The 14,603-nt window shown below is 62.7% G+C and carries 33 protein-coding genes; 24 read left to right on the forward strand and 9 right to left on the reverse strand.

Annotation, left to right across the window (positions count from 1 at the left end; translation table 11 throughout):
- Positions 1-14: 14 nt before the first annotated feature.
- From FAZ97_RS17245 to FAZ97_RS17270, 6 genes are all read right to left on the reverse strand, one after another.
- On the reverse strand, positions 15-458 hold the full coding sequence (locus FAZ97_RS17245; RefSeq protein ID WP_158759666.1) for a hypothetical protein: 444 nt from the start codon (positions 456-458) through the stop codon (positions 15-17).
- Positions 459-611: 153 nt separating this feature from the next.
- Complete coding sequence (locus FAZ97_RS17250; RefSeq protein ID WP_158759667.1) at positions 612-959, reverse strand: hypothetical protein; 348 nt, start codon at positions 957-959, stop codon at positions 612-614.
- 85 nt (positions 960-1,044) lie between these two features.
- Entirely contained in the window at positions 1,045-1,713 is a 669-nt protein-coding gene (locus tag FAZ97_RS17255; RefSeq protein ID WP_158759668.1) for a hypothetical protein, read from the reverse strand.
- Positions 1,710-2,558: a hypothetical protein gene (locus FAZ97_RS17260; RefSeq protein WP_233271781.1), complete on the reverse strand. Its 849-nt coding sequence runs from the start codon at positions 2,556-2,558 to the stop codon at positions 1,710-1,712. Before FAZ97_RS17260 ends, FAZ97_RS17255 begins: the two co-directional genes overlap by 4 nt.
- Position 2,559: 1 nt before the next feature.
- Positions 2,560-2,841 carry a hypothetical protein gene (locus FAZ97_RS17265; RefSeq protein ID WP_158759669.1) on the reverse strand — a complete coding sequence of 94 codons (282 nt, stop codon included), beginning with the start codon at positions 2,839-2,841 and terminating at the stop codon, positions 2,560-2,562.
- Positions 2,842-2,849: 8 nt separating this feature from the next.
- Positions 2,850-3,068 (reverse strand): hypothetical protein, encoded by a 219-nt coding sequence (locus tag FAZ97_RS17270; protein ID WP_158759670.1) that lies wholly within the window; start codon positions 3,066-3,068, stop codon positions 2,850-2,852.
- Positions 3,069-3,201: 133 nt separating this feature from the next.
- On the opposite strand from FAZ97_RS17270, the gene FAZ97_RS17275 reads away from it, so the two are divergent.
- Complete coding sequence (locus FAZ97_RS17275) at positions 3,202-3,633, forward strand: hypothetical protein (RefSeq protein ID WP_158759671.1); 432 nt, start codon at positions 3,202-3,204, stop codon at positions 3,631-3,633.
- Here FAZ97_RS17275 and FAZ97_RS17280 read toward each other — a convergent pair whose 3' ends face one another.
- The gene (locus FAZ97_RS17280) at positions 3,634-3,891 is read right to left on the reverse strand and encodes a hypothetical protein (protein ID WP_158759672.1); all 258 of its coding nucleotides are present in this window, start codon (positions 3,889-3,891) and stop codon (positions 3,634-3,636) included.
- Positions 3,848-4,378 carry a helix-turn-helix domain-containing protein gene (locus FAZ97_RS17285; protein ID WP_158759673.1) on the reverse strand — a complete coding sequence of 177 codons (531 nt, stop codon included), beginning with the start codon at positions 4,376-4,378 and terminating at the stop codon, positions 3,848-3,850. The genes FAZ97_RS17280 and FAZ97_RS17285 overlap by 44 nt, the downstream gene beginning before the upstream one ends.
- Before the next feature lie 75 nt (positions 4,379-4,453).
- On the opposite strand from FAZ97_RS17285, the gene FAZ97_RS17290 reads away from it, so the two are divergent.
- The 21 genes from FAZ97_RS17290 to FAZ97_RS17390 all read left to right on the forward strand — a co-directional run bounded on the left by FAZ97_RS17290 (position 4,454) and on the right by FAZ97_RS17390 (position 13,036).
- Positions 4,454-4,714: a transcriptional regulator gene (locus FAZ97_RS17290; RefSeq protein WP_158759674.1), complete on the forward strand. Its 261-nt coding sequence runs from the start codon at positions 4,454-4,456 to the stop codon at positions 4,712-4,714.
- Positions 4,715-5,077, forward strand: a complete 363-nt coding sequence (locus tag FAZ97_RS17295; RefSeq protein ID WP_158759675.1) for a hypothetical protein — start codon at positions 4,715-4,717, stop codon at positions 5,075-5,077. It abuts the gene before it with no gap.
- Positions 5,078-5,467, forward strand: coding sequence for a hypothetical protein (locus FAZ97_RS17300; protein ID WP_158759676.1), 390 nt, complete (start codon positions 5,078-5,080; stop codon positions 5,465-5,467).
- Positions 5,464-5,784 carry a DNA-binding protein gene (locus tag FAZ97_RS17305; RefSeq protein ID WP_158759677.1) on the forward strand — a complete coding sequence of 107 codons (321 nt, stop codon included), beginning with the start codon at positions 5,464-5,466 and terminating at the stop codon, positions 5,782-5,784. The genes FAZ97_RS17300 and FAZ97_RS17305 overlap by 4 nt, the downstream gene beginning before the upstream one ends.
- Positions 5,785-5,839: 55 nt before the next feature.
- Positions 5,840-6,109: a helix-turn-helix domain-containing protein gene (locus FAZ97_RS17310; RefSeq protein ID WP_158759678.1), complete on the forward strand. Its 270-nt coding sequence runs from the start codon at positions 5,840-5,842 to the stop codon at positions 6,107-6,109.
- Positions 6,096-6,653 (forward strand): hypothetical protein, encoded by a 558-nt coding sequence (locus tag FAZ97_RS17315; RefSeq protein ID WP_158759679.1) that lies wholly within the window; start codon positions 6,096-6,098, stop codon positions 6,651-6,653. The genes FAZ97_RS17310 and FAZ97_RS17315 overlap by 14 nt, the downstream gene beginning before the upstream one ends.
- A complete protein-coding gene (locus FAZ97_RS17320) occupies positions 6,650-7,783 on the forward strand; it encodes a hypothetical protein (protein ID WP_158759680.1) in 1,134 nt (377 codons plus the stop codon). The genes FAZ97_RS17315 and FAZ97_RS17320 overlap by 4 nt, the downstream gene beginning before the upstream one ends.
- Positions 7,784-7,803: 20 nt before the next feature.
- The gene (locus FAZ97_RS17325) at positions 7,804-8,130 is read left to right on the forward strand and encodes a Gp49 family protein (protein WP_199272143.1); all 327 of its coding nucleotides are present in this window, start codon (positions 7,804-7,806) and stop codon (positions 8,128-8,130) included.
- Positions 8,127-8,414 (forward strand): hypothetical protein, encoded by a 288-nt coding sequence (locus tag FAZ97_RS17330; RefSeq protein WP_158759682.1) that lies wholly within the window; start codon positions 8,127-8,129, stop codon positions 8,412-8,414. The genes FAZ97_RS17325 and FAZ97_RS17330 overlap by 4 nt, the downstream gene beginning before the upstream one ends.
- Positions 8,411-8,743: a hypothetical protein gene (locus FAZ97_RS17335; protein WP_158759683.1), complete on the forward strand. Its 333-nt coding sequence runs from the start codon at positions 8,411-8,413 to the stop codon at positions 8,741-8,743. The genes FAZ97_RS17330 and FAZ97_RS17335 overlap by 4 nt, the downstream gene beginning before the upstream one ends.
- Complete coding sequence (locus FAZ97_RS17340; protein ID WP_158759684.1) at positions 8,740-9,081, forward strand: phage protein NinX family protein; 342 nt, start codon at positions 8,740-8,742, stop codon at positions 9,079-9,081. Before FAZ97_RS17335 ends, FAZ97_RS17340 begins: the two co-directional genes overlap by 4 nt.
- Positions 9,078-9,317: a hypothetical protein gene (locus FAZ97_RS17345; RefSeq protein ID WP_158759685.1), complete on the forward strand. Its 240-nt coding sequence runs from the start codon at positions 9,078-9,080 to the stop codon at positions 9,315-9,317. The genes FAZ97_RS17340 and FAZ97_RS17345 overlap by 4 nt, the downstream gene beginning before the upstream one ends.
- On the forward strand, positions 9,314-9,505 hold the full coding sequence (locus tag FAZ97_RS17350; RefSeq protein ID WP_158759686.1) for a hypothetical protein: 192 nt from the start codon (positions 9,314-9,316) through the stop codon (positions 9,503-9,505). The genes FAZ97_RS17345 and FAZ97_RS17350 overlap by 4 nt, the downstream gene beginning before the upstream one ends.
- Positions 9,502-10,047, forward strand: a complete 546-nt coding sequence (locus FAZ97_RS17355; protein ID WP_233271782.1) for a hypothetical protein — start codon at positions 9,502-9,504, stop codon at positions 10,045-10,047. The genes FAZ97_RS17350 and FAZ97_RS17355 overlap by 4 nt, the downstream gene beginning before the upstream one ends.
- Positions 10,048-10,069: 22 nt before the next feature.
- Entirely contained in the window at positions 10,070-10,396 is a 327-nt protein-coding gene (locus FAZ97_RS17360) for a hypothetical protein (RefSeq protein ID WP_158759687.1), read from the forward strand.
- A gap of 65 nt (positions 10,397-10,461) precedes the next feature.
- Entirely contained in the window at positions 10,462-10,782 is a 321-nt protein-coding gene (locus FAZ97_RS17365) for a hypothetical protein (protein WP_158759688.1), read from the forward strand.
- A gap of 8 nt (positions 10,783-10,790) precedes the next feature.
- Positions 10,791-11,444, forward strand: a complete 654-nt coding sequence (locus tag FAZ97_RS17370) for a hypothetical protein (RefSeq protein WP_158759689.1) — start codon at positions 10,791-10,793, stop codon at positions 11,442-11,444.
- 32 nt (positions 11,445-11,476) lie between these two features.
- Positions 11,477-11,743 carry a hypothetical protein gene (locus FAZ97_RS17375; RefSeq protein ID WP_158759690.1) on the forward strand — a complete coding sequence of 89 codons (267 nt, stop codon included), beginning with the start codon at positions 11,477-11,479 and terminating at the stop codon, positions 11,741-11,743.
- A complete protein-coding gene (locus tag FAZ97_RS17380; protein ID WP_158759691.1) occupies positions 11,740-12,060 on the forward strand; it encodes a hypothetical protein in 321 nt (106 codons plus the stop codon). The genes FAZ97_RS17375 and FAZ97_RS17380 overlap by 4 nt, the downstream gene beginning before the upstream one ends.
- A complete protein-coding gene (locus FAZ97_RS17385; protein WP_158759692.1) occupies positions 12,057-12,260 on the forward strand; it encodes a hypothetical protein in 204 nt (67 codons plus the stop codon). Before FAZ97_RS17380 ends, FAZ97_RS17385 begins: the two co-directional genes overlap by 4 nt.
- Positions 12,257-13,036, forward strand: coding sequence for a hypothetical protein (locus tag FAZ97_RS17390; RefSeq protein WP_158759693.1), 780 nt, complete (start codon positions 12,257-12,259; stop codon positions 13,034-13,036). The genes FAZ97_RS17385 and FAZ97_RS17390 overlap by 4 nt, the downstream gene beginning before the upstream one ends.
- Before the next feature lie 109 nt (positions 13,037-13,145).
- Here FAZ97_RS17390 and FAZ97_RS17395 read toward each other — a convergent pair whose 3' ends face one another.
- Positions 13,146-13,382, reverse strand: coding sequence for a hypothetical protein (locus tag FAZ97_RS17395; protein ID WP_158759694.1), 237 nt, complete (start codon positions 13,380-13,382; stop codon positions 13,146-13,148).
- A 191-nt stretch (positions 13,383-13,573) separates the two neighbouring features.
- Here FAZ97_RS17395 and FAZ97_RS17400 point away from each other — a divergent pair, with 191 nt between their 5' ends.
- Together FAZ97_RS17400 and FAZ97_RS17405 are read left to right on the forward strand one after the other, a co-directional pair.
- Positions 13,574-13,825: a hypothetical protein gene (locus tag FAZ97_RS17400; protein ID WP_158759695.1), complete on the forward strand. Its 252-nt coding sequence runs from the start codon at positions 13,574-13,576 to the stop codon at positions 13,823-13,825.
- Positions 13,813-14,517 carry a hypothetical protein gene (locus FAZ97_RS17405; protein ID WP_158759696.1) on the forward strand — a complete coding sequence of 235 codons (705 nt, stop codon included), beginning with the start codon at positions 13,813-13,815 and terminating at the stop codon, positions 14,515-14,517. Before FAZ97_RS17400 ends, FAZ97_RS17405 begins: the two co-directional genes overlap by 13 nt.
- Positions 14,518-14,603 lie beyond the last annotated feature (86 nt).

Raw genomic sequence — 14,603 nt, forward strand, 5'->3', positions numbered from 1 at the left:
TCATTCAAGAGCGTTCAATGCACCACGCGGTCGGCGGAAGGCGCGGGAGCCGCGGGCGTGCCGAGGACGGCGTCGAAGATGCGCAGGAGCGCCGCCACGCTGAACCGCGGCTCGGATGCACCAACGGTCTCTGCGCGCGCACGATAGAGTTCGAGCGCGTGGCGCCACTCGACGTTGTCGGCGCCCGGCTGGATCAGCAGCGGCATCCAGTTGCCCGCGCCGTACATACGGTCATATGAGGCGAAGAGATCTCGGCGCGTATCGTTCACAGGAATCGAGATCGAGGCGTCGACGTTCGCGCCGAGCTCGTGCTTGCATCCGAAGGCGTATTCGTAGTGCGGCTCGGTGTTGCGATCGAACACGATGGTGGCGACACGTCGTCCGTCTTCGCCGAGCGCCGTCATATGTGTCGAGAGATCGGTGTGGCGGGAGTCGTTAAAGATGAAAATCGTTTTCATGGCTTCGCTCTCTTCGAGTGTTGCGTCATGCGTTGGCGCTTTGCGGCGCGCAACTGCGCGCGGGCGATTCGGTAGGCGTCTCTGAAGTCCATGCTCCCGTCGTCGACGGCGGCGAAAAGCTGAAACAACGTTGGCGCGGGAGTGGGGCGCCGCCTAAAGCTGCGTCTCTTCATGGTCGAAGCTCAGCTGCCTGCCTTCGCCGACCGGAAGGGTTTGCAATGCGCGCTTCAGTTCCCACGTGCCAATCGGCTGCACGCGCAGCTGGCGGACAAAGAGGCGTGATGCAGCCTCATCGAGAAACGTGATCCCGTAGATCGCGCCCTTGCCGAAGGCCTTCGTGAATGCCTGGAGTGCGGGTTCATCGTCGGTCGCCTCGCATGCCGGGACATCCACGCGCACGAACGATTCGCCGCCAATCGTGAGGTCGGAAACGCGTCCTGCAATGCGTTGGTGTCCGAACAATTCAATCAATGCCCACTGCTCGAATTTCTGCTCGCTCATCTCTAATCCTTAAAAAATGGGGCGCTGTACGAGCCGCCACCGAGAGCACGCAGCCGGGGAAATTGCCGCGAGCCTGAGAGCCTGATTACTGACGCAATCCGACGAACGCGCGAAGAAGCCGCGCCTCGTTCGGCGTGAGCTCGACGAACACGCCGCCGCGCTGGACCGTCACGGATCCGTCCGGCCACGCGACGACGAGCGTCTCGTCGGCCGAGAGCGTGAAGTCTGGTTTGCGCTCGGGCGCCGGCGTCGACGACGCGGGCGCGGCGGGCGCAGCGGGCTTTTCAGCGGAATCCTTCGGCGCTGGCTGCGAGTGCGTCTCCGCAGGCGCAGCGCTGGCGCGTTGTGTGGGCAGATGGCCAACGAGATGGCACGGAAGCGCATAGCGATTGCCGTCTTTCACGATCTCGCCGCGCTGCAAGCCGGGGCCGATGAAGGGCGTGATGCCTCCCTTGCTCTGGATCCCGAGCGCGGTGAGCAGCTGGGCGCCAGTCGCCGGGCCGTTCGCGCGAAGATAAGCAACTGCCTGCTCGCTGCGCGAGATGCGCCTCTCCTTCGGCGCCGGTTCTTCGGCGGCTGCCTTGGCGCCGGCGGCGCTCTTCAGGCGGCTGACGGGGTTCGCCCAGGGCGACGCCGGCGGCGCGATCTCGAGCGCGAGCGTTCCGTTCACGATGGGTTTCGCGTCGCCGTCCGGTGCGACTGCAACAGCTTCGCCAGCAGACGGGAACATGTTCGGATGCGCGACGTTCTTCATGCCGGCATCCCGATAGCTGCGCCAGTGGCGTGCGGAGGAAAGTAGCGGGTTGCGCGGGCAACCGCCGTGTCCAGCTCGAGCACCGCGGCATCGCCTTCGTCATGCGCGAGCTCGTACAGCGCCGGCAAACCGGTTTCGAGAGCCGCGCGCACCTCGTCGCGGTTCGCGAGACGACCTTCGCGGTACCAGAAAGTCTGCTCGGGCTCGCCCATCCGGAAGATGACGCCGTTGCGGATGCTCACGGCCATCGAGTCGCGGGTGACCCATACGAGCGCGACGCCCGGGTTGTGCTCGAACATCGTTCCGGCCGGTTCCTGCTTATTCACGGGCATTCCTGCGTCGCGACGCGAGGCGCGCGGATTGACGATGAACGGGCACGCCTGCGCCGCGAATTTCGCGCACTCGACATGGCAGGGCGGCTCGCCAGACGTGCGGCTGACCGCTGACGTCGGGCCGATCACGAACGCCTTGTACTGGCCGAGCGAATCGCCGCAGATCCAGCAGCGCTTGTAGTAGATGCATGCTGCGAGCTTGCGGGTATCGGCGACGCGAAAATCAGGCTTGCCGTCGATCCACTCGACGAAATACGGTACCGGATAGCCGCGCGGATCGGTGGGCAGCGTACGCATGCGCATCGGAACTTCCGGCAGACCTTGCCGGAGCGCAACAGAGGTCATGGAAACCCCATGCGAAAGGCGCGCCGCGGCCGCGCCTCCGTCAGAGCCCGATGCATCGTTCGCGGGGGCGGAAAAGTGGGCGTCGAAGCGCTTCGCGACCGCGACCATCGACCAGGCGATGCAGCCTGAGGCGGCAGTAGCGACACCGAGATATCCGAGAAGGCTCATGTCAGTCCTCATCTGCGTCATTGGCTGCGAGTCGCTTCAGGTCGACGGTCTGGTCGTCGAATGCGAAGCACGTTTGGGTGCGGGATTCGCGCTCGACGCGCGGCGTCACGTGGTGGCCGACGTGGCGCTGCGGGCGACCGACGATCTGGGCGCGCACGGCGGCCTGAACAGCGGCGCGAACGGCGGGGTTGAGCAGCGCTTCGTCCGGCGCGCCTTCGACGCCGAGCGTGCGACACGCTTGCGCGAGCAGCTCGTCGGGGAGGCGGGTGGGCGTCGGTCGCATGGCTGCGCTCACAGGCAACGGGTGAGGGTGCACGTCGTATCGCCGGCATCGATGCGGTCTTCGTATTGCTGCCAACCCGTATAGAGCAGGTAGGCGAAGAACACGCCCATGACGGCGAGGACATTGCGCACGACGCGAAGAGTCCGGACCAGCGCGCGGACGCCGCGCGCGCCGGCGCGAGGTGCGCTTGCGCTGGCGGTGGGGTTGGCTTGCTGTTGCTGGGACATCGTTCGCTCCGTGTTGCGATCTGATGGAGCGAATATTAGGCAATGCCATATCTCTTGTAAAGAGGCATTGCCATATTTTTTTGACCGCATGGAGAATGGCTGGAAAACATTCCAACCACGCAGGGCAGAAAAAATGAGAACGAAGAAAGTGCTGGCGGCCGTCGCGATCGCGTTAGCGTGCGTCGGCGCTCACGCGCAACAGACCAGCGGCGCGCCGGATGGCGAGGTGGTGAAGGCGGCTGTGGCGGCGTTGGCGCCGCGGCCTGAATGGAAAAACGTGACGATTGACAGGCGGGAATCCAACGCGCTCTCGCTGACCATCCACTACAAGGTGTTCCCTTCAGAAGGGCTGGCGACGTCGGAGGCGGACACCGAGGCTCTGGTAGTCGCAGTCGCGCAGGGGCTGGCCAAGGCGGGTCATTCGCCAGCCAAAGAAAATCGGATGATTTTCGTCAGTGCGACGAGAGACGTCCTCGGCGTAACCGGGGAGAAGCGGGTGCAGTTTCTCGGGATGGCGATCTATCGTCCTGATCAGGACGGAGTGTCATTCAAGCCGACGCTTTGATCATTCGGTCGCCATGTTCACCAGCTGGCGGCCGAGTACAAATATTGGTTCGAGCAGGCCGATGGCATTGTCGCTATTTGCGCCGACGATGCCGAAGCGCGTTTCGCCGTCGGAGCAAAGGTCGATATAGAGGTGCGCGTAGACCGAAAACGACGGCGCGCCGATGCCCGCGGACCCTGCAAATGGTTTGCGATATGCATCGAGATAGACGACCTTATCCCGTCTTTTTTCGTGCGGTGTGTCTTCGTTCTCCGCCATGTGCGCCCCGGATCTTAAGCTTTTGCTGCGCATAAGAGGGCGGATGGCTTTCGATGCCGTCCTGAAGCAATTCGCGCATGAGCGACAACCGCTTCGGGGTCAATTTGCCGCTCTCGAAGGCTTCTATCAGTTCATTCACGAACTCAACTAGCTGCTCGCGCTGACTTTTTAAGCCTCCCGATACAACTGAGGAACCAGGGTTTACCTCAGGGCTTAGCTTTTCATGCGTAATGCGTACTCCTTTGAAAAATGGACTCGCCTCGTAGGTGGTCATGTTGAGATTAAAGCCCCAATACTCCAGGTCCGCGACGTCGGCGAAGTACCGGATCATGTCCTCCAGACGGGTCTTAGCGACTCGGCCGTATTTGACCCAGTCCTGAACGGATGCCGGTTTGACGCCCATGGCGTCGGCGAACGCCTTTTTCGTGACGCCCTTTTTCTCGATGGCGCGCGCTATGGCATCGCCTAATTCTTTTCCAGTAAGCATTGCCTAATTTGACCCGCGCGACCCGCGATGCGGCAATGCCTTGCTAAAATGAGGCAATGCCATATAATGCTGCCCATGAGCGAGACCTACACCGACGCTGTCCTGCGGGCCAGCAAGCTTCTTGGCGGCAACGCGGCGCTCGCGCGCGCGATCGGCGTGAAACCGCCGACCGTGCAGCAGTGGGTGAACGGCGAACGACCGGTTCCCCCAAAGCGCTGCGTGGCTATCGAAAAACTCACGAATGGCACGGTGAGCCGCAAGAGCTTGCGACCAAGTGATTGGGCTGAGTGCTGGCCCGACCTCGCGCAAGCGTTGCCAGCTGAACAGGGGACCTGAATGAAGCTGCTTACGACATTCCTGCTGACGGCCGCTGAGATCGGTCTGGGCTGGTTCTGGCTGGCGGCTGGCCATAACGTCGCCGGGCGCTTTCTGACGTTCTATTGGTGGCTGATCGTCGCGGTCACTTTCGGCTTCGCGCTGTTCCTCGTGATCATTCGTCTGGTCACGGACCGCGCGATTCCGATCCCGGGCACGACTCGAACGGACCGCATCGTGTCGCGCGTGATTCTGTTCGCGCGCGTGATCGCACAGGTCGCAATTGGCTGCACGTCGCTGGCGGTGTTTTCGCTCGCCGGCTGGTTGTTCGCGAAGTTCGCTCTGCTGCTGGCGACGGAAGAGAAGAAGGCCGCGGGGGCGTGAATGACTGAGCGCTCGCTGCACGAGGTCCTCGCCGACGTTATCGATGCTGGCCATCGATACCCGGCACTGCAGATGCAGATCCTGCACTGCCTCTTCGACGAAAACGGTCTGCGCGACGGCCTCTTTGACATGGACTGTATGGCAGATCCGCGAGATGCGGGCGGCGGCAAGCTGCTCACGGTGTTGACCGCGAGGTTGCGGCCGACTGAATGGTTGTTGCAGTTCGCACGCGCTGTTAGCTGTGGCGTTATGCCCGAGGCGGTGCTGCCGACGGCGGATGAATCGAATGAACATGAGATCTCGCGAACGCGTGAGGAACATGAGGCGACTTTATCTGGCGGTGCGTTCATGCGCATTCCTGAATATTTGAATACGGAGAAACACCTATGAATGCCGTAGCTCAGACGGTCGCGATCACGCCTTCGCGTACGCCGATCGTCGAAAAACTCCTGCGAGAAGCGATCGCAGATCCGAAGAAAAAGCAGGCGATCATCGACGCGACGGGCTGGGACCCGTCGATGCCTTCGAAGATCCTCTCGAACTCCGCGGGCGTGACGCTCGAGCACTTCAATGCGCTTTTCAGTGCGCTCGGGCTTGTTGTGACGACCGTGGGCTATATGGACTACCTCGCCGAGGGCAACGTGATCGGCAGCAACTGCCATTGCGCGCGAATGAACATGGGCGCGTGCGGCGCCGGCGTGCGCTAAGAGCAGGTTCGCTTCACACGTCTGTCGTTGTCTCACTGCGCGGGGTCGCAAACGCATGTCCTTTCATCTTTCGAATCTCGCCTGGGATATCGAGCTTCGCGGACCGCAGAAGCTCGTTTTGCTTTGCCTGTCGCACCTGAGCGTGCAGAGCACGCGCGAGTGCAGCGTGACGATCGCGCGCCTGTGCGTGCTTTGCGGCATGTCGTCGAGCGGCGTTCGCCAGCAGATCACGTCGCTCGTCGCGCTCGGCCTCGTGGAAGAGCTGCGCGACGGTCGCCAAACCTTCTACCGCGTGAACGTCGATGTGCGCGATGAGCGAGTCTAGAAAGCCGCCTGAGATCAATGCCGGGCTCGTCGACGCCGCGATCCGTCGCCACGTGGATCATCGCGCGAACCTGCTGATCCCCGAGGCCTCGATCCGCTATGGCCTGGGCGGGAAGATCGGCGAATATCGCGCCGACTTCGTCATGGTGACGCGCGCTGGCTACGCGACCGAGCTCGAGGTGAAGGTCTCGCTCGGCGACTGGCGTAAGGACCTCTCGAAGCCGAAGTGGGTTGGGATGCCGGCGTGGATCACGCGCTTCGTGTACGTCGTGCCCGAGCAGCTCGGCATTCCCCAGTTCGTGCCCGAACACGCCGGTATCTGGCACGTGCGCCCTCGGCCGCCGCAATACGCAGCGTGGGAAGGACCATGTCGTCCTGACGGCTTCGAGGTCGTGCTCGTGCGCGCGCCGCATGTGCTGGGTCGCGAGAAAGTGCCTGCCGCTGTGATTGGCACATGGCACAAAAACCTCTACTACCGCTTTTGGGATCAACGCATGGCGCTCGAGCAGCGAATCCCTCGCCACATCAGGGAAACCGTCGCATGAGAGCAGCTGACCTCCTGCGCGAGCTCGGCAGACCGATCGCGTACTACCCCTTCCTTGCCCGCTATCTCGGCGGTCTCAGCGCCTCCGTACTCTTTTGCCAGATCTTCTACTGGCAGGACAAGGCGACGAGCGAGCTGGGCGTTTACAAGACGGTTGACGACATTGAGAAAGAGACGGGTCTCACGTACGAAGAGCAGCGCACGGCACGCGCGAAGCTGCGCGCCTTGGGCGTGCTAGTCGAGACGGCGAAGCGCATTGAACATCGCACCTATTTCCGCATCGACGAGGATGCACTTGAGCGGATTCTCGCCGGCGGCCCGCCCGAGCGCAAACCAAAGAAGAGGAAGGGCGAAAGCACATCGGAAAAGTCCACCTCACCAGATGGGGAAAGTCCATCTCGGGAAATGGGAAAAGACGATCTCGCGAAAGCGGAAATTCCCATGCCGCCGGACGGAGAAACCCAAGCCCGCGGGGAGGGAGATCCCCATTCCGTTAACAGAGCAGAGAGTACTGCAGAGACTACAGCAGCAGCATCGCGCGCGAGCGACGCTGTGGATAACTCGGTCGCTGCTGCCGCTGCTGCCGACGACGATCAAACGGCAGGAACGACCCCGCTCGACGTCGAGGCGCGGCTAACGGACCTGCTGATCGAGCTGGAGGCCGAGCGCGGCAAGCGCCTCGTCATCGACCGAAGCCGCGATCGCGTGCACATCGTGACGTGGGTTGGACGCCAGCTGACGGAGGCTGAACTGCGCCTCGCGCATGCTCGCGCCGCCGGCGCCCGGCAACGGGACAAGGACAAGCGCGCGCTGAACGTCGCGTACGTCGCGTGCTTTGTCGACGAGGTGCTGGCGGAGCGCGAGCTCGACGCTCAGGCCGCCGCCGGCGCCAGCGCTGAGCCTGCCGCGCAGTGGTGGCTCTCGGACTCGGGAATTGGCGCGCAGGGCAAGCGCGTGCGCGTCGAGCGGCGCGGCCCGAACGAGCCGACGCCGGATTACCTGATTCGCGTGGCGCAGGCCTCGGGCCGCGGGCCGTGGATCGACTACGTGCTCAAACGCGAGCAGGGCGCGTCGCGCTATCAGGAGATCGTCGCCTTCTTCGGCGACGCGCTTCTGCCACCCGATTTCTGATGACGATCACGGAGAAACGCATGGAAGGCGCAAACCTTGAACCGCAACCGTATGTGTCGCTGGCGGATGTACAGCGAGAAATTCGGAGCGTGCACTACTTCACGGCCTATGACGGCGTGCGCGGAAGCACGCCGCCTGGTCTGCGCTCGTACGTGCCGCGTCAGGCACTGAAGGCGGTCACGTTTTGTGTGCTTGAGCTGCGCAACGGTTTCATCGTCACTGGCGAAAGCGTCTGCGCGCGTGACGATGCGTTCGATGACGAAAAGGGGCGCGCCCACGCGCTCGAGCGCGCGATGGAAAAGCTGACCGGCTACGTGATTTACGCATGGAAGTCGGCGCAATCATGACCCATATCGTCCGCGATCCCATTTTCGGATTGGCGCTTCGATTGCACGATCTTGAGAGGGTTGCGCTAGGTCCGTCATGGCTCCGCGCCTCGGCGTCAGCTTGGCGGCCCGATCCCAAACGCATTTCGCGCGTGGAGATCGAGCGTCGTTGGTTGCTCGACGGCGAAGTGACGTATCTCGTCGCCGGTAAGGATTCTCAAATCTTTGAGCCGAATTTGTTCAACGAGTTTCAGGATCACATGATGGCTGAAATCGCAAAAGCCTTTGGAGGGCGTGTGAAATGAACTGCAAACCCGGAGATATGGCTCGCGTTGTGAGCAACGGCAAAACGGACATGACGCCCGGCATCGTCGATCGCATTGTGCAGGTGATTCGCCCTGCGGTTCCCGGCGAGCAATTCACTGCGACCACCGGAGAGGTGACAACCATCGGCGAAATCGGTGGCATGGCTGTGTGGGTGGTTCGCAGCAAGACACCGCTCCCTGGAACAGCTTGGCAACGCGGCGAATGCAGTCGCCTGCTTTTCGCCGAAAGGGCGATGAACGACGAGAATCTGCGGCGCCTCGGCGGCGTGCCCGTCGAGGATGACGTCCGCGACGAGGTGACTGCATGAAGGTCGTCGAACTGAATGGTCCGCACCTCGACTTCTGGGTCGAGAAGGCTGAAGGCTCGAAATGGGCTGAACTCTATCTCGAGAATGGCGTTTGGCACGCGACGGACGCTGGCGTGAAGGTCTTCTATTCGCGCGCATGGCGCCAAGGTGGCCCGATCATCGAGCGGAGGGGCATCAGTCTTGAATATGAAGACGATCCCAAAGTATTGACGCCGTGGTGTGCACGGAGCCGCGATGGAAAGGTCGTGATGTGCGCCGACCAGCCACTTGTGGCCGCAATGCGTTGCTATGTGGCCTCCGTCTTCGGCTTCGAAGTCCCCGACGAGGTGCCCGCGTGAACGCCCCAGTGGAGATCGGACCTTACGCCGATCCGCCCGTCTTTGATCGATATCTCGTGAAGGTCTACGACTGGCGCCCTCGGTTCAACTGTGTCATCGGTCGCACCGTCGAGCGAACTGAGCGGCTACTGGCGAATGGAGGCGTGCACTACGTCGACGTCGACGTCGCGACATGCGAATCGCGCGAATGGTTTTCCATACCCGGCCGCGGCCGCATTGAGGTGCTGACTCCATGAAGCTCGACCCCTGCAAATTCTGCGGCGGCGCGCCGGGCGATCCGCGCGACGATCAGATCGAGTTCGACTCGTGGGTTGCGAGCATCGACTGCACGGGCTGCGATATCACGATCACGATGCAGTACTCCGTCGATTCTCCGCTGCTGGCGCGTGAACGCATCAGCAAGCTCTGGAACAGCAAGCCATGAGCAAGGGCACCATTCGTCTTCCCGCCAGCGCGATCACCGGTGGCCGCGTGGGCACCGCGCGGATCCGTGAGCAGATCGCCAGCGCCGCTCGCGAGCTGGCGGACACGGCGCCTGTCACGCTCGACAAGCCAATGCGCACGCTTCTTAGCCCCGGTTCGCTCACGTGGTGCGACGTCCAGCAGATGTCGCCGGTTGAACGCATGCAGCAGCTCGGCCGCCAGCCGGGCGGGAAGATGAACAAGACAGAGGCAGCGTACGCGGCCGAAGTGCTCGCGCCGCAGCTGCACGCCGGCGTGATCCTCTGGTACCGCTTCGAGGCCATCAAGCTGCGGCTGGCGGACCGCACGTTCATCACCATCGATTTCCCCGTCATCACGTCAGCTGGCCAGCTCGAATTTCGCGAGGTGAAGGGCCGATGGACTGACGATGCCCGCGCGAAGACGAAGATCGCCGCCAGCCAGTTCCCTTTCCGCTTCATCGCTATTCAGCGCGACGGCCGCCACGGCTGGCGCACCGAAGATCTCACCAGCCGCAGCTGGTGAACCTATCCACTTGGAGAAGCTCATGAGCTACGCAATCAACTTTACGGCGGCCAACAAGGCCGAAGCGAAACAGCGCGTCGTCGACGAAATGGCGACGGTCGTCGCGAATCAGCCATGCCATGTGAAGGATAAGGACGCGGCGATCGGCACGGCGCACACGTTCATCGACATGCTGGTGGACGACGATGCAATGGACGTGCACGTCGATATGTATGGTTCCGTCGGCTATCAGTGGACCGAACTCGACCCCTACGGCCAGTCGTCCGACGCTCGCTTCACCGCCGCCGGTGTGAACGTCAGCGCGTATCACGTCACGCGCGTGGCCACGCGGCAGGACGAGGACGCATAACGCACCGTCGAATCATTCCGCCGGCCACGCCGGCGGTCTCTCAAGCTCATGAACGAGGATCGGTAATGGCGACCAGCAATAAATTTCCGGCAGCCCGCGCGGATCGTGAAGACAATGACGAGGTCTGTGTCAAACGAGCGAGCTTGATGTCGATGCTCGCTGAGCTGTCCGACGACGCGACGCGAATTGAAGATCGGCTCGGCCAACTCGCAGGGGTGCTCGCGCCTCTGGTAGAGGACGGTCTGGATTTTTGCAAGGACGATGACAGCGACGACAAAGAGGGTCGCGCGCTGCCATCTGCACTTTCCAAGGTAGATCGAGTACGCGATCGCCTTGCGCGAATCGATCAGTTTATCGGCGAGATCATATGCCGCGCTCAGATGTGAGCCGGCTCATGAGAAAGCTCTGGACTGAAGCCGAAGACGACGTGCTACGCGACGTGGCGCGCCGCGGTGTTCCGTTGATCGATGAGATGCATCGGCTGCCAGGCCGCACGCACGCCGGTGCGCGGCAGCACGCGTGGAACTATCTGAAACTCAGACTCGGCCGGCACGCGTGGACGGAAGAAGAGCACGCGGTCCTCAGGCAGATCTACGCCTCCGACGAGTCGGTCAAGCGTGGCGTCGCGCGCCTTCTTCCCAGTCGTACCTACAACCAGGCGAAACAGGAGTCCGCGAAAATCGGCCTCGCTAATCAGGGCGTGCAGCGCACCTACGGCTATTCGTCGATCTTTTACCGCATTGAGCGCGCGCTGGCGGACGGTCGCGCAGCGAGCGTGAAGCAGCTGGCGGGGGAGCTGGGTGTGTCGATCAGCGCCGTGGGGCGCGCACTGAACAAGCAGCGCGGCACGCGGGCGCGCGTCGGCGACTATGGGCGGCTCTCGAACGGCGGCCTCGAAGATCTGTGGATGCTCGGCGCGGGCCCCGACGCGCCGCGTCCGCCGCGCAAGACATCGAGCGAGGCATGCCGCACCAAGCGCGCCCGCGCGAAGGTGCGTGCCGGCCGCTTCGATCCGTTCTCAACCCTCCGCCAGCAGATCGCAGCATGAAGCACCGGCCGAACCGGCGAGAAAGCGCGCACATGGAACGCATCTCGAAGATGGCATGCATCTGCTGCACGCTGCTCGGCCGCACGCAGGAATCAAAGACAGACGTGCATCACGCGCGCGTCGGACATGGCGGCGCGCAGCGCGCTGGCGACTTTTGCACGATTCCGCTTTGTCACGACGACTGCCATCAAGGCAAGAACGGTGTGCACGGCGACCAGAACTACCTCCGCATTCTCAAGATGACGCAGATCGATCTGCTCAACGCGACGCTCGAGCGCCTGTACGGGGAAACACGATGACGATGGTACTCACGACCGAAGTGCCGACGATGGTGGCGATCGCGGGCAGCCGGGGCCGCGTCTCTTATCAACCGGGTTTCGCTGAGCACGTGGCGCGCGTGCGCATCGTCAGGCGAATCCAGCTGGCGGACGGCTCGCTGGATCCCGAGCGCGTCGAGGTTGAGGTTTATGTGCCCGAGGACCGGCGCGCGGGGATCGAAGCGCCGCGCGGCGCGTGGGTCACGCCCGAATATCTGCGCTGTCGCGCGCTTCGCAGCAAGAACAGGAAGAGCCTGCGCGACTTCTTCGAATCCGACGTCATGGAGCTGGCGGTTTGAGCCGCCAGCTGGCGCCGCACCCGCGCACGGATCTGGAGAGCGCACTTCGCGAGGCGACGCGCGCCGTGCGTGCCGGCCATCCAGAGGAAACGATCAAGATTTCCGCGTCCGCTCTCTGGCTGTTGAGCGAGACGCTGCACGCGCAGAGCAAGCGCATTGAGCAATTGAAGACCATGCAAACCACAAAGGCCATCCGATGAGCGAGACCACTGAAAAACTATTCCGCACGCCGCAAGACGCTCTCGTGTTCGCGTTCAACTATTCGATGCATGGTCAGGGGCGCCCGCTGGTGGATCGGCTCGCCGCGCCGTCCCCGCGCACTGGCAAAGGCCTGTCCGGAAACGATGGCGCAGGGCAGGCGGGAATGGTGCGTCGATTCATCGACGGCTCCGATAGCGTCGAGTATCTTCGGGGCCTGTGGGAGTGGGCGCGCGAAAATTACACTCGCGCGGAGATCGACCAGCTCGAGGAAGCGGGACAGAGGGGGCTCATATTCCTCGAGGAGCAACGCCGATGCAGTTCAGTCTATGTGGAGCTCGCTCAGCTGACGATTGTGGAGCGTGCCGTCGTCGTTGCGCGCTTCGCGCCGAAATCCTTCCAGTGCCATTGCCGGCACGCATGCTGCTCTGGCTATACACCGAATCCAGAATGGCGCGACGCGATTCGAGATCTCACCCACGCCGCGCTTACGCCGCTCGCCGGTCATCTCTCGCATCATCTTGTGCGCCGCAAGCTCATAGAGCAGGTATTCGATGTAAAGGTGAACCTCGAGCAGCTTGCCGAGAAGGCGTCCGTCAGCAAGAACACGGTCACCGCGCACCGCAAGATCATCAAGCTATGGCTGTCCGGGCAAAAAGCGCAGCCCGCGAAGGGCACGCGCGAGGCGCTGCCAGCCGTCGACGGTATCGAGTCGGCCGCGCGGAAAAAGATCGACAATCTGCTCTCGAGCAGGGAGTTCGTCGGCGCGCCAGAATGAATTAGTTGACGGCGCGGAATTTTGCTCCCAATATAGCGCCTAATCTGACACTGTGAATAAGTGTCTCCAAAGCCCCGAGTCGCCACCGACCGGGGCTTTTTTGCGTTTACTAGTTGTAGTGCGCCTTGACGACGAGACGCCACAAGATCGGCTTGTTGTCATAAGCGCGATGCTCGTGGTGGTCCTGCGGCGGAAGTGGATTTCCCTTCGTGGAAACAGCGCTGCCACTGCAGACTTCACATCGGTAGATGCCAGAGTGCGGTGCAACCTGTCCTGGTTTGTGCAGCACATCAAACTCGGCGCCGGTCTGCTGTTTGAGATATTTACCATCGTTGTAATACGCCATTTTCCTTCTCCTATGCGTGTGGCGTTAGTTTGCCCTGTCGGCATGGCGTTGCCGACAGGGCCTTTTCCTGCTCGCGCGAGCGAGCATCGTTAGCCAGCTTGGGGCTGTCCTGCCATCTGCAATTGCGGGTTTACCCGCCAGCAAGCAGTTTATGCGCGGTGCATCGATGCGCGGTTTCCACGGATGACACGATGAACAAACCGAAGTCAAAGGGCGCCGCGCCCACGATCGCGCGCCCGCGCCTCGGCGAAATCGTCATCGTGCGCACGCCGTATTTCGTCAGGCCGACCGCCGGCGTCTGCATTGGTGTGTACGACGACGAGCCCACCGAGATCGCCGTTCAGGCGTTCCCCGTCGGCCGCGACCCGCTTCAGATCCCGACGGTGCCGTTCTTCGACGCCGAGCCCGAGGCCAGCGTGCGATCAGCGGCATGGCCGGCCTGATGACGATTCGGGTCACGTCGAATGCACGTGACCTAGCGCGCGGTCTTAACGATTTCATCCAGCGGCAGGTGCCGTTCGCGATCGCACAGGGCATCAACCGCACTGCTCAGCGCGTTGCAGATGCCGAGCGCGAGAACCTCGCGGACACGCTAGACAATCCGTCTCCGTTCACGCGCAACGCCGTCGGCGTGCAGCGCGCGAAGAAGAGCTCGCCGACCGCGGTGGTCTATATGAAGGACATCACCGCCAGCTATCTGGAGCCGTTCGAGACCGGTGGCGTGCACAAGCTCGCCAGCCGCGCTCTGCTCAACCCGAAGAACGTCCGGCTCAACCAGTACGGCCAACTGCCGCGCGGCACGCTCGCCGCGCTGAAGTCCAGACCCGACATCTTCATCGGTGCGGTCAAGACGGCGTCCGGCGAAACGATCAACGGTGTGTGGCAGCGGCCCACGAACGCGAAGCGCGTCACGCTGCTGAACGCACGCGGCAAACGCCTTGGCAAGCTGAACAAGCTTGATGCCACGCAGAACAACGGTCGCGGCAAGCTCAAGCTGCTCATCCGCTTTGGTGATGCTTTGCCAGTAAAGAAGCAGCTCAACTGGGGCACGCGCGCGAAGCAGATCGTCGATCAGTGGATCGACCGTGATCTCGCTGCTGCGCTCGGCGAGGCCGTCCGCAGCGCTCGGCGCTGAAAAGGAAGGTCACCCGGTGGATGGTGACCGGCGCCAGCCGCGGGGCGGGTCCTTCCGGGAGAGCCCTATTACGCGGGCATTGCGCG

This window comes from Paraburkholderia acidiphila (genome assembly GCF_009789655.1).
In the GTDB taxonomy this organism is placed as follows: Bacteria; Pseudomonadota; Gammaproteobacteria; order Burkholderiales; family Burkholderiaceae; genus Paraburkholderia; species Paraburkholderia acidiphila.

Excerpts from the sequence above, each read along its gene's own strand:
- FAZ97_RS17390 (WP_158759693.1), top strand. The coding sequence starts at position 12,257 with ATGAGCGAGACCACTGAAAAACTATTCCGCACGCCGCAAGACGCTCTC.
- FAZ97_RS17270 (WP_158759670.1), bottom strand. The coding sequence starts at position 3,068 with ATGTCCCAGCAACAGCAAGCCAACCCCACCGCCAGCGCAAGCGCACCT.
- FAZ97_RS17255 (WP_158759668.1), bottom strand. The coding sequence starts at position 1,713 with ATGAAGAACGTCGCGCATCCGAACATGTTCCCGTCTGCTGGCGAAGCT.
- FAZ97_RS17285 (WP_158759673.1), bottom strand. The coding sequence starts at position 4,378 with ATGCTTACTGGAAAAGAATTAGGCGATGCCATAGCGCGCGCCATCGAG.
- FAZ97_RS17375 (WP_158759690.1), top strand. The coding sequence starts at position 11,477 with ATGGAACGCATCTCGAAGATGGCATGCATCTGCTGCACGCTGCTCGGC.
- FAZ97_RS17305 (WP_158759677.1), top strand. The coding sequence starts at position 5,464 with ATGAATGCCGTAGCTCAGACGGTCGCGATCACGCCTTCGCGTACGCCG.
- FAZ97_RS17290 (WP_158759674.1), top strand. The coding sequence starts at position 4,454 with ATGAGCGAGACCTACACCGACGCTGTCCTGCGGGCCAGCAAGCTTCTT.
- FAZ97_RS17300 (WP_158759676.1), top strand. The coding sequence starts at position 5,078 with ATGACTGAGCGCTCGCTGCACGAGGTCCTCGCCGACGTTATCGATGCT.
- FAZ97_RS17360 (WP_158759687.1), top strand. The coding sequence starts at position 10,070 with ATGAGCTACGCAATCAACTTTACGGCGGCCAACAAGGCCGAAGCGAAA.
- FAZ97_RS17330 (WP_158759682.1), top strand. The coding sequence starts at position 8,127 with ATGACCCATATCGTCCGCGATCCCATTTTCGGATTGGCGCTTCGATTG.
- FAZ97_RS17380 (WP_158759691.1), top strand. The coding sequence starts at position 11,740 with ATGACGATGGTACTCACGACCGAAGTGCCGACGATGGTGGCGATCGCG.
- FAZ97_RS17395 (WP_158759694.1), bottom strand. The coding sequence starts at position 13,382 with ATGGCGTATTACAACGATGGTAAATATCTCAAACAGCAGACCGGCGCC.
- FAZ97_RS17340 (WP_158759684.1), top strand. The coding sequence starts at position 8,740 with ATGAAGGTCGTCGAACTGAATGGTCCGCACCTCGACTTCTGGGTCGAG.
- FAZ97_RS17295 (WP_158759675.1), top strand. The coding sequence starts at position 4,715 with ATGAAGCTGCTTACGACATTCCTGCTGACGGCCGCTGAGATCGGTCTG.
- FAZ97_RS17335 (WP_158759683.1), top strand. The coding sequence starts at position 8,411 with ATGAACTGCAAACCCGGAGATATGGCTCGCGTTGTGAGCAACGGCAAA.
- FAZ97_RS17350 (WP_158759686.1), top strand. The coding sequence starts at position 9,314 with ATGAAGCTCGACCCCTGCAAATTCTGCGGCGGCGCGCCGGGCGATCCG.
- FAZ97_RS17325 (WP_199272143.1), top strand. The coding sequence starts at position 7,804 with ATGGAAGGCGCAAACCTTGAACCGCAACCGTATGTGTCGCTGGCGGAT.
- FAZ97_RS17250 (WP_158759667.1), bottom strand. The coding sequence starts at position 959 with ATGAGCGAGCAGAAATTCGAGCAGTGGGCATTGATTGAATTGTTCGGA.
- FAZ97_RS17365 (WP_158759688.1), top strand. The coding sequence starts at position 10,462 with ATGGCGACCAGCAATAAATTTCCGGCAGCCCGCGCGGATCGTGAAGAC.
- FAZ97_RS17370 (WP_158759689.1), top strand. The coding sequence starts at position 10,791 with ATGAGAAAGCTCTGGACTGAAGCCGAAGACGACGTGCTACGCGACGTG.
- FAZ97_RS17275 (WP_158759671.1), top strand. The coding sequence starts at position 3,202 with ATGAGAACGAAGAAAGTGCTGGCGGCCGTCGCGATCGCGTTAGCGTGC.
- FAZ97_RS17260 (WP_233271781.1), bottom strand. The coding sequence starts at position 2,558 with ATGAGCCTTCTCGGATATCTCGGTGTCGCTACTGCCGCCTCAGGCTGC.
- FAZ97_RS17265 (WP_158759669.1), bottom strand. The coding sequence starts at position 2,841 with ATGCGACCGACGCCCACCCGCCTCCCCGACGAGCTGCTCGCGCAAGCG.
- FAZ97_RS17310 (WP_158759678.1), top strand. The coding sequence starts at position 5,840 with ATGTCCTTTCATCTTTCGAATCTCGCCTGGGATATCGAGCTTCGCGGA.
- FAZ97_RS17400 (WP_158759695.1), top strand. The coding sequence starts at position 13,574 with ATGAACAAACCGAAGTCAAAGGGCGCCGCGCCCACGATCGCGCGCCCG.
- FAZ97_RS17320 (WP_158759680.1), top strand. The coding sequence starts at position 6,650 with ATGAGAGCAGCTGACCTCCTGCGCGAGCTCGGCAGACCGATCGCGTAC.
- FAZ97_RS17355 (WP_233271782.1), top strand. The coding sequence starts at position 9,502 with ATGAGCAAGGGCACCATTCGTCTTCCCGCCAGCGCGATCACCGGTGGC.
- FAZ97_RS17315 (WP_158759679.1), top strand. The coding sequence starts at position 6,096 with ATGAGCGAGTCTAGAAAGCCGCCTGAGATCAATGCCGGGCTCGTCGAC.
- FAZ97_RS17245 (WP_158759666.1), bottom strand. The coding sequence starts at position 458 with ATGAAAACGATTTTCATCTTTAACGACTCCCGCCACACCGATCTCTCG.
- FAZ97_RS17405 (WP_158759696.1), top strand. The coding sequence starts at position 13,813 with ATGGCCGGCCTGATGACGATTCGGGTCACGTCGAATGCACGTGACCTA.
- FAZ97_RS17280 (WP_158759672.1), bottom strand. The coding sequence starts at position 3,891 with ATGGCGGAGAACGAAGACACACCGCACGAAAAAAGACGGGATAAGGTC.